Below are 9,917 nucleotides of genomic sequence, written 5' to 3'. Positions count from 1 at the left end.
CCTCGAGCGGGAATCGAACCCGCACTTCCTTGCGAAAACTGGATTTTGAATCCAGCGCGTCTACCAATTCCGCCATCGAGGCAAATGAATCGGTTTGCAAATTTAAAAATATTTTTCATCTAAAACACAAAAACTTCACTTAGTTATAGTATTACCATTTAAATAATTTTAAATTTGCATCAAAATACAGAAACCTAATTAACTAACATTCCTTAAAAATGGACATCCCTTATCTAGAACCTAAAATTTTCGCCTGTTCACAGAGCAAAGAATTGGCCGCAAACATTGCCAAGCATTATGGAATTGCACTTGGAAAAGTAGTGGTAACAAGATTTAGCGACGGGGAATTTCAGCCTGCATTTGTTGAATCAGTTAGAGGCAGACGAATTTTTATTGTGGGCTCTACTTTTCCTAATTCAGACAATTTAATGGAAATGCTTTTAATGTTAGATGCCGCAAAAAGAGCGTCAGCGCGTCATATTACAGCGGTAATCCCCTATTTTGGATGGGCGAGACAAGACAGAAAAGATCAGCCTCGGGTTGCTATTGGCGCAAAACTAGTGGCAAATCTTTTGCAAACAGCAGGAGCGACCAGAATTATTACTATGGACTTGCATGCAGATCAAATTCAGGGTTTCTTTGAAAAACCTGTAGATCATTTGTTTGCTTCAACCATCTTTTTGCCTTACATCCATTCATTAAATCTGCAAAATTTAACCATTGCTTCTCCCGATATGGGCGGTTCAAAACGCGCCTATGCCTATTCTAAATTTTTACAAAGTGATGTTGTTATTTGTTATAAACAACGCATAAAAGCAAATGAAATTGATAGCATGGAATTAATTGGTGACGTAAAAGACCGACACGTAATTATCGTAGATGATATGATTGATACAGGCGGAACGCTTGCCAAAGCAGCAGATGTTATGATTGAAAAAGGTGCCTTAAGCGTGCGAGCCATTTGCACACATCCAATTTTATCAGGAAACGCCTATGAAAAAATTGAAAACTCTAAATTATTGGAGTTGATAGTTTCAGACACAATTCCTTTAAAAAGAGAATGTTCTAAAATAAAAGTTGTAACTTGCGCCCCTTTATTCGCGGATGTTATGCATAAAGTGCAGGACAACACATCAATAAGCGGACAATTTTTAATGTAAATAATAATTAAATATAAATAAATGAAATCAATTACAATCAAAGGATCTAAAAGAGAAAGCGTAGGCAAAGTAGCTACTAAAGCCTTACGTAATGCTGAAAAGGTTCCTTGCGTATTATACGGAGGAGACAAGGCATTACACTTTTCAGCAGACGAAACTTCATTCAAAGACTTAGTGTACACTCCAAACGTTTATACTGCTAAGATTGAATTTGAAGGAAACAAATACAATGCAATTTTGAAAGACATTCAGTTTCACCCGGTATCTGACAAAATTTTACATGTCGATTTTTATCAGTTATTTGATGATAAAATGGTAACGATGGCAATTCCTGTAAAGTTGCTTGGTACAGCTCCGGGTATTATTAAAGGTGGTTCACTTCGTTTTGCAAATCGTAAATTAAACGTTAGGGCTTTACCAAAAGATTTACCAGACTTTATTGGCGCCGATATTTCAAAATTAGACATTGGTGATAAATTGTATGTTACTGAATTGTCCAATAAAAAATACAGTATTTTAAATCCTGAAAATACCGTAGTTGCGCAAGTTAGAACTTCTCGTAATGTTGCCAAAGCAGCAACTACGGAAGAAGCTGCTGAAGTTAAAAAATAAACTTTTTATTAAGTATGAAAAAGCGTTGCAATAGCAGCGCTTTTTTATTTAATTAAACCCCCACTCTTTTTTATTACTTTTGCATGATGCAATTGTACAGATTAATAAAATTATTGTTTGGTTCAAAAAAGGAAGCCTCAGCATTAGATCCTATGAAAAAATATTTAATTGTTGGTTTAGGAAATATTGGAGAAAAGTATGCGGCTACCCGGCATAATATTGGTTTTAAAATTTTAGATGAAATTGCAGCAAAAGAAGCCGTTTCTTTTGAAAGCGAAAAACTGGGTGCCATAGCCACCTTTAGATTTAAAGGAAGGACTTTTATTTTGTTAAAACCTTCAACTTATATGAATTTAAGCGGTAAAGCCGTAAAATATTGGCTTACCAAAGAAAACATTCCCATTGAAAATTTATTGGTCATCTGTGACGACTTAAACCTGCCTTTTGGTGCTATTCGGGTGAAGGCAAAAGGAAGCGACGGCGGACATAATGGTTTGAAAGATATTACTGCCGTTTTACAAACCCAGGAATATGCACGATTTAGATTTGGCGTTGGATCGGAATTTTCTAAAGGCCGTCAAGTAGATTTTGTTTTAGGCGAATGGGACAAAAATGAGTTGAAATCACTTCCTGAACGATTAGACAGGTCGACAGAAATCGTTAAATCTTTTGGCACCGCCGGATTAAACAACACCATGAACACGTTTAACGGAACCTAAAAATAATCACAATTAAAATAATATTTTGGGCGTTCCCCTACGGGTCAGGCTTTCACTACTCGCTTCCCGAAAAAACGGGAGAGCTCAAACATATCGTTTAATCCTTAACGCAATTAATAATATCCAATAAAAAAGTCTTCTCTTGGGAAGATTTAGATGGGATTTTGGTCTGAAGCATACCATTCGGCATGGGAAGTTCCGGTTTCCTGTAATTTTAAGGAGTGTAGCATGATGTTTGCCGGTAATCTTCTTTTAATTTTTTCAGCGAAATCAACCAACATCATTTCACTGGTTGGCTGATAATCGACCAAAATAACGCTGTGATCTCTTTTTTCCAGTTCCCTTGCCAATTCAATATGTGGCGTATTTTTATTAAAAACAGTAGCATGGTCAAATTTATTCACAATTTCCGACGAAACAATTTTTTTCAAATCCCCAAAATCAATCACCATTCCGTATTTCACATTGTTTGAATCCCCAATTGGCGTTCCAATTACAGTTACGGAAAGTTTATAGCTGTGCCCATGTACATTTTTACATTTTCCGTCATAACCATACAAGGCATGGCCGGTTTCAAAATTGAATTGTTTTGTAATTCTAATAATACTCATTTTGTTTCAAAATTTTAAATTCAATCATCAAAATCCTTTCTGTTTTTGGCTTTGTGATACATAAAATAAGCCAAAATCACCAGTAATACAAAAGGCAAATAAGTGCCAATCATTACACCAATTTCATAACCTTTATCCGGAGCGTTTTTAATTTTCTCTTCAACATTTATCTGTTGAAAAAACACGATAAATTTCAACAACATTCGTTACTTTTTAAATTTTTGCAAAGCGCTTTTTGTAGCTTCAGAAAGCACTAATTTACCACTTACTTTTGCTCTTTCTTCCAGTAAAATATCCCAATTCTCAGTGCCTTCCCACAATACTTTTTTCATTCCCTTTAAAGCTTCCGGATTGTATTGCGATAGCTTCAAAGCTAAATTATCCACTTCTTTATCCATTTCTCCAATAGATTCAAAAACTTTAGAAAACAGCCCCTTTTCTTTCGCCCAATAGGCATTTTGCCAGTTGGTGGCATCTATGGTCAATTCACTTAAAGCCGCCAAACCCATTTTACGTTCAACTGCCGGGGCAATTACAAACGGACCAATGCCAATGGTAAATTCCGATAATTTTATGGAAGCCTGTTCCGTTGCAAAACAATAATCGCAGGCAGCTGCCAAACCTACGCCTCCACCAACGGCTTTTCCCTGCACACGTCCAATAATTAACTTTGAGCATTTTCGCATCGCATTAATCACATTGGCAAAACCCAGAAAAAATTGTTTTCCTGCTTCAAAGTTTAAAATCGCTGTCAACTCATCAAAAGAAGCTCCTGCACAAAAAGTTTTTTCAGCTTCACTTTTTAAAATGATTACCTGAACAGTCTCATTGGCACTTAATTCATTAAAAGAAATTGTTAACCTGTTTAACAACTCGCCTGGAAGCGAATTGCTTGCCGGATGCCCAAATTCTATGGTGGCAATATTATTTTGAATATGTGTATATAGACTTCCGTTGCTCATAATGTTCAAAGTTACGTGTTTTTGTATAAATATTTCCTTCTAAATTTGATTACTAAAATTCCAGCCCTCATGAGCATCCATACCGTAAAAGCCATCCAAACTGCATAAAGTTTCAAATTATAATAATCGCCAATTAAGAGAACGGGAATAAATCCTAAAAAAGTAGCTGTCAATAATAAATTTCTTAGCGTTGCGGCCTCTCCAAGTCCTTTAAATATGCCATCAAAAACAAAAGCAACCGCATTTATTGGCTGCATAATGAGTACTATCCAAAAAATATCGTAAAAAGCCTGTAGCACAAAAATATCTTTTGAAAAAAGCCGTCCTATTGGAAAGTAAAAAATAGCGCAAAGCATGGCAAGTATGATGGAAACAACAATAGAATACCTGCTTAATTTAATACTAAGTCGCCATAGCTTCTTGTAATTCTTTTCGCCCAATAATTTTCCAGAAACAATGTCGCCAACACTTGAATATCCATCAATAAAAAACGCAAAAAACAACCAAATTTGAAAAGCGATGGTTTGAGCAGCAATATAATTATTTCCATATTTTGTAGCATAGGCATTCGCCAGATACAATGCAACATTTAAGGCCAATGCCCTTACCATTAAATTGAGGCTTAATGCAAGCAAATTTTTTATTTCTTTATTAAAAGTGAACGACAGTTTTATGCTGAAAGGCGTTTTTTTCAACAGCAATACCAAGGCTAAAATTGCCATCACGGCTTGCGCAATTACACTTGCCCAGGCAGCTCCTTTTACGTTCATAGGGTCTATTACTCCTTCTATCCCAAATACCAAGGCGAAATCCAGCCCAATATTTAATAAGGCGCCAATAATGCTTATGACCATTGGCCAATACGTGTTTTGCAGACCTCTGAAAATGCCGAAAATCGAAAAAACAAAAAGGGTTAATGGAAGGCCAATTGCGCGTATTTTATAGTAATCAACGGAATACTTTAAAACCAGTCCGTCAGCATTATAAAGCTGAAAAATTTCATCAACAAAAAATACAGTCATAAAACAAATGATTCCGCTTAAAATTAAATTAATCGCAATAATTTGTGCCGGTAATGTGGCTATTTCATCCAATTTTTTAGCCCCCAAATATTTTGATATGGTCGCAGAAATAGCTGAACGCGTTTGTGCTAAAATCCAAATCATCGCAGAAATAAAGGAACCTGCGATTCCAACTGCGGCAAGTGCTTCGGTTGGGTTTAATGTTAAATTTCCTACTATTGCCGTATCTGTAATTGAAAGCAATGGTTCTGCAATCCCTGCAATTATTGCCGGAATGGCTAATTTATTTATTCCTTTAAATGTGATGTTAGATCTTTTATACATTTAACAATTTTTCATCTGTCATTTTTATTGTTTTTTATTGGTCAGATGGAATGCCCCATTGATTATTTAGATGCACCTCAAATATTGTTTATAGGCATTTCATAACAGTAAAATGGAAACTCGCTTTGGTTTGGAAAATAAATGCTTTCCAATTTTATATAATTGCGCTTTTCATAAAACTTTTGATTTCTTTTATTTTTGCTGAATGTGTCTAACCTGATAGAATTGTAGTTGTTTTCAATAGCAAATTTCTCTGCAAAATCCATTAACTTTTGCGCATATCCCCTTCCTTGAAAATTTGGATGAATTGCCAAACGGTGAATATAAAGGTTTTTCTGATTTTTTGTGAGCCATTTTACATGTTCATATTCCGGATCTTCAATTTCTGTAAGAACAATTGAACCAACAATACCGGTTTCATTTTCTATTTTCCAAATTTGTTGTAACGCAATATCGCTACTTAAAATTTCTTTTGTAGGATAATTCTCAGACCATTGAAAAATACCTTGTTCAATTAAGTTTATGGCACAACTTTTTACAACAGAAAACAACTGTTCCAAGTCCTGTTTTGAAGCATTTGTAATAATCATCTTAATTATATAATCATGTTTAAATACCTATTTACAAAGAACAAACGCTATACTCATATTAACCGCTTTTTCTAGGTGAAACGTCATCGTTGAACCTTCCCAGGGATGTGTACACCCTAAAGAATGATTCATTCCTTCAACAATAACAAGTTCGCTTTTTGGGTTCCACAAATGAATGTTTTTTGCTTCCTCAGGCAAAACAACATCATCAATTTCACCATGGATAATTAACTGAGAAATGTTCAAATTTTCAACAGCCCTTTTTATCGTCAATCGTTCTTCATTTTCTGTAAAATTTTCATAAAACTGGTACAAATGAGGCATTTTTTGATGGGTCCTTGTGTTCAAAATATAAGTAATGCCTTGATTTTTCCATGCTTCGAGCTGTTCCCCTTTTGGAAAACGAGCGCCAAAATCGGAAACGCCGGCCCAAGTGATCAATTTGGTTATTTTATTATTTTCTGAAGCCTTGATTGCCACAATTCCCCCGCCTCTTGAATGTCCGATTAAAGTGATGTTTTCAACATCAATTTCATTTTTAAAATCGGGATTGGCCGTTACCCAATCAATAATATTTTCCAAATCGTTGAGTTCTTTTATAAAAGTATTCTCCCCAAAAGCAGCTAAATCAGGAAAATCTATTGGATTTTCAAAAGTTCCTCCATTATGCGAAAAATTAAATTTCACAAAAAACAGGTTGTTATTGGCAAAGGTTTCTGCCGCCAAATTCCATGCGCCCCAATCCTTATAGCCTTTATAGCCATGACAAAATATCACGATTGGTTTTTTCGCATTGTCTTTTAAATAAAATACATCGGTAACAATGGGTTTATTATGGTGTGTGCTTTTTACGGGTATATTAATTGTTTTTTGCATTTTTTAATTTTTAAAACGGTAAATTTTGATTTTGAATAAATGGAATTTCGGGATTTAAAATTTCCTTGATCATTCTTTTTAATTCAATTAAAAATGGATCCATTTTTTCTTGGGAAATAAAACTATCATTAGTGCCTCTTTTTTCTGAAAAATTCATTTTTAAAAAACCGCTGTTCAAATTTTTAAATGAAATGATTCCCGCTTCAACAGGTTTTGATAATTGGTTTTTATTTTCTTCTGAAAATAAAAAACTGTAGAGCATCACCTGCAACGCTTTGGTATATTTATAGTCTTCACCCAAAACACTAAAATCGGTTATTTTTAAATCTTTGGCTTCCACTTTTCCTGTTTTGTAATCTATAATTCGGGTAACACCATCCAGTTCATCAATTCTGTCTGCAATTCCTTTTAATTTTATTGGAAAACTGATGCCTTCTATTGTTATTTCGGCGGATAACCCCTTTTCTAAAGCAATAATTTTTAGCTGTTTATTTTTATTGAGAAGTTGCAATTCCTGATTCAAAAACCGTTTGATATGATTTTTACATACTTCAAAAATAAGTTTGTTTTTGCCCGTTTCTATATTTCCGTTTTTGTAATATTTTTCAAAAAACCTGACCAGCAAATTATTTGTGTTTTTTTGCATTTCAGCAATATTTTCCCTGCTTACAAATTGGTTTAAAAATGGTTTATACAATGCCTCCAGTACTTCGTGAATTACAGAGCCCATCGTATTTGCGGCAATGGTTTCCTCCACTTCATCTTCTTCATAAATTTCCAATATTCTTTGCTCGTAAAAACGTATTGGATCGTAAATATAAGTTGCCAGGGCCGATGGTGAAATACCTTTGGTGAAAACAGCCTGTAATTTTTCCATAATTTCAGGTGTTTTTTCAATTTGAAGGATTGGAAAATTGATGTGCTGAACTTTGGGACTGATGGTTGTTTTGGTAATAGTTGGATTGTTGATTTCAAGCTGCGTTAAAAAACGGCTTTTTTCCCCGGCGCCGTAGCCATCCGATTCGGTATTATAAATCAAATAAATATTTTTTGCTCTTTGCAGCAACCTTTGAAAATGATAGGAAAAAATAGCGTCTTTTTCTTGAAATGTCGGCAATCCGAAATATTTTTTTACATCGTATGGTATAAATGAAAAATCGTTTTTTCCTCCAGGTAAAACCCCTTCATTTACCGAAGTGATAATGACTGTTTCAAAATCCAAAGCCCTGGTCTCAAGCATTCCCATCAGTTGTAAACCCTGCAATGGTTCCCCTTGAAATGACAACTTTTCGGTTCGCAAAATTTGAGTGTAAAATAAGGTCAGCGCTTTTAAATCGGCGATGTGATTAAAGGCTACATTTAACGTTTCCAATTGCTGGAAAATTGTAAAAAATCGATATAAATATTCCTTTTCAACACCTTTCGCATCGTTTTTAAGTTCCTTTAATAAATCAATGCACTGTTTAATAACCTTATTTATGGAGGTTGAAAAATAAAATAATGAAAATATCGTTGAAAGCTGCACCGCTTCAGTTGATGAAATATATTTTTTCAACATTTCAACCGATAAAAAGATGCTGTTTTTACTTTTAATTTCAGCAATTAATTTCTGAAGAATTTCTCCATTTAATTTATTTAAAAAAGGGTTGTTTAATAGGCTTATAACATCTTTATAATAAAATTGATTATCTGACTCCTTATTAAATTTATGCTGGTTTAAATGCAGTTTAAAAAGCGCGTCAAACAAACCTGCCAATGGAATATCCTTTAATAGATAACCCATAGTGATGTTAATGTTTTTTACATTGTTTGGAAGCGAATTTAAGGTGAGTGTAAGTAAATTTTCATCGGCCAACACCAAAGCCGTTTTACTAAAACCCTCCATATTAGCCAATAATTCTCCGGCATATTTAATTTGGGTGATGTTTTTGGGGGCGCCTATTAAATTGATGTTTTTAGCAATGGGCAACATATCGTTATCCCATAAAAACGGATTTTTTTGATAATATGCCCATTCCTTTTTGTATTTCCTCAAAAAAACACCTGCTTCATTAGAATTGTTGAAAAATGATTCATTAGCGTCCCAATAAACAGAAGCCAAGTTGTTGTTCAATAATTCCTGAAATATGGTTTCTTCAGCTCTGTTGAGCGCATTAAATCCAACAAAAACAATGTGATTATTTTTGTTGTTATTCATATAAAACTCTAAATTATTTGTAGCCTCTTTATAAATTAAGCCCTGATAACCAAATTTGTTAGATTTAAGTTTTTCATAAAGCGCCTCATATAAAACAGCCAAATATTCAAAAAACTGAAGGTAGTTTATCGCCAATTTACTTGGTTTTTTGTTTTGAAACCACTCGTCTAACTTTTTTATATCTCTTAAATTAGAAAAAAACTGTTTAGAATTCACCAAATAACTGTCAATTTCATTAAAATCATGCAAGGCAATTGTGGCCCATTGAGAAAATGCATCAAAAGATTCCTTGTTTTCTTTCGGAATATTTTGCTGATAAATGATGTAAAATTCAAATAAAAGCTGGGTAGCATCAATTAAATTGATATCCGCCAATTCCTGAATGTAATTCTCAATGCTCACGATTTTTGGAAAGAATGAGGCGTTCGGTATTTTTTGTATAGTTTCTTCTTTTAAAAACACACAAGACCTTTGGCTTGGAAGCACGAATATTAAATTATTGAAACTTTTGTGTTTACAAAGAACATCTTCAACAACTCTTGAAATAAATGATTTCATCTGATTTTTTTATTCCGTATAAAAATATAAAAGCCATTTCAATTGAGATGGCTTTTACAGGACTATTTTGATTATTTAAATTCTCAACCATTGGCTTATTGGATTTGTCAAAAATAGTTGGAGTATTCAATAGTAATTTCCCAATAAAAAATCGCCTAAAAAATTAATTTCAGGCGATTTTTATTTTATACTTTATAAAGTTTTATTCGATTACTTTTTTAAAGTAACTTCAGTACGTCTGTTGTTATGACGACCTGCAGCTGTTTTATTAGTGTCAATTGGTTTG

Annotated in this window: 10 protein-coding genes; 3 read left to right on the top strand and 7 right to left on the bottom strand. The window is 33.8% G+C overall.

All coding sequences use genetic code 11. From position 1 onward, the window contains the following. The first annotated feature begins 224 nt into the window (after positions 1-224). The 3 genes from ABY285_RS11420 (at position 225) to pth (ending at position 2,491) form a co-directional block, all read left to right on the top strand. Positions 225-1,160 carry a ribose-phosphate pyrophosphokinase gene (locus ABY285_RS11420; protein WP_372770165.1) on the top strand — a complete coding sequence of 312 codons (936 nt, stop codon included), beginning with the start codon at positions 225-227 and terminating at the stop codon, positions 1,158-1,160. A gap of 21 nt (positions 1,161-1,181) precedes the next feature. Continuing rightward, a complete protein-coding gene (locus ABY285_RS11415; RefSeq protein ID WP_372770161.1) occupies positions 1,182-1,772 on the top strand; it encodes a 50S ribosomal protein L25/general stress protein Ctc in 591 nt (196 codons plus the stop codon). 86 nt (positions 1,773-1,858) lie between these two features. After that, complete coding sequence (pth, locus tag ABY285_RS11410; RefSeq protein WP_372770163.1) at positions 1,859-2,491, top strand: aminoacyl-tRNA hydrolase; 633 nt, start codon at positions 1,859-1,861, stop codon at positions 2,489-2,491. Positions 2,492-2,643: 152 nt separating this feature from the next. Here pth and ABY285_RS11405 read toward each other — a convergent pair whose 3' ends face one another. From ABY285_RS11405 to ABY285_RS11375, 7 genes are all read right to left on the bottom strand, one after another. Continuing rightward, complete coding sequence (locus ABY285_RS11405; RefSeq protein ID WP_372770159.1) at positions 2,644-3,102, bottom strand: 6-pyruvoyl tetrahydropterin synthase family protein; 459 nt, start codon at positions 3,100-3,102, stop codon at positions 2,644-2,646. A 20-nt stretch (positions 3,103-3,122) separates the two neighbouring features. Further along, positions 3,123-3,305, bottom strand: coding sequence for a hypothetical protein (locus ABY285_RS11400; RefSeq protein ID WP_372770157.1), 183 nt, complete (start codon positions 3,303-3,305; stop codon positions 3,123-3,125). A 3-nt stretch (positions 3,306-3,308) separates the two neighbouring features. Then, on the bottom strand, positions 3,309-4,064 hold the full coding sequence (locus tag ABY285_RS11395) for an enoyl-CoA hydratase/isomerase family protein (protein WP_372770155.1): 756 nt from the start codon (positions 4,062-4,064) through the stop codon (positions 3,309-3,311). Between the two features lie 11 nt (positions 4,065-4,075). Continuing rightward, the gene (locus tag ABY285_RS11390; protein ID WP_372770153.1) at positions 4,076-5,410 is read right to left on the bottom strand and encodes an MATE family efflux transporter; all 1,335 of its coding nucleotides are present in this window, start codon (positions 5,408-5,410) and stop codon (positions 4,076-4,078) included. A gap of 77 nt (positions 5,411-5,487) precedes the next feature. Then, positions 5,488-6,000 (bottom strand): GNAT family N-acetyltransferase, encoded by a 513-nt coding sequence (locus ABY285_RS11385; protein WP_372770151.1) that lies wholly within the window; start codon positions 5,998-6,000, stop codon positions 5,488-5,490. A gap of 27 nt (positions 6,001-6,027) precedes the next feature. Next, positions 6,028-6,876 carry an alpha/beta hydrolase family protein gene (locus tag ABY285_RS11380; protein WP_372770149.1) on the bottom strand — a complete coding sequence of 283 codons (849 nt, stop codon included), beginning with the start codon at positions 6,874-6,876 and terminating at the stop codon, positions 6,028-6,030. A 10-nt stretch (positions 6,877-6,886) separates the two neighbouring features. Then, the gene (locus ABY285_RS11375; RefSeq protein WP_372770147.1) at positions 6,887-9,631 is read right to left on the bottom strand and encodes a PD-(D/E)XK nuclease family protein; all 2,745 of its coding nucleotides are present in this window, start codon (positions 9,629-9,631) and stop codon (positions 6,887-6,889) included. Positions 9,632-9,917 lie beyond the last annotated feature (286 nt).

It is taken from the genome of Lutibacter sp. (genome assembly GCF_041555395.1).
Classification (GTDB): Bacteria; Bacteroidota; Bacteroidia; order Flavobacteriales; family Flavobacteriaceae; genus Lutibacter.
This window is presented reverse-complemented; position numbering and strand designations above follow the sequence as displayed.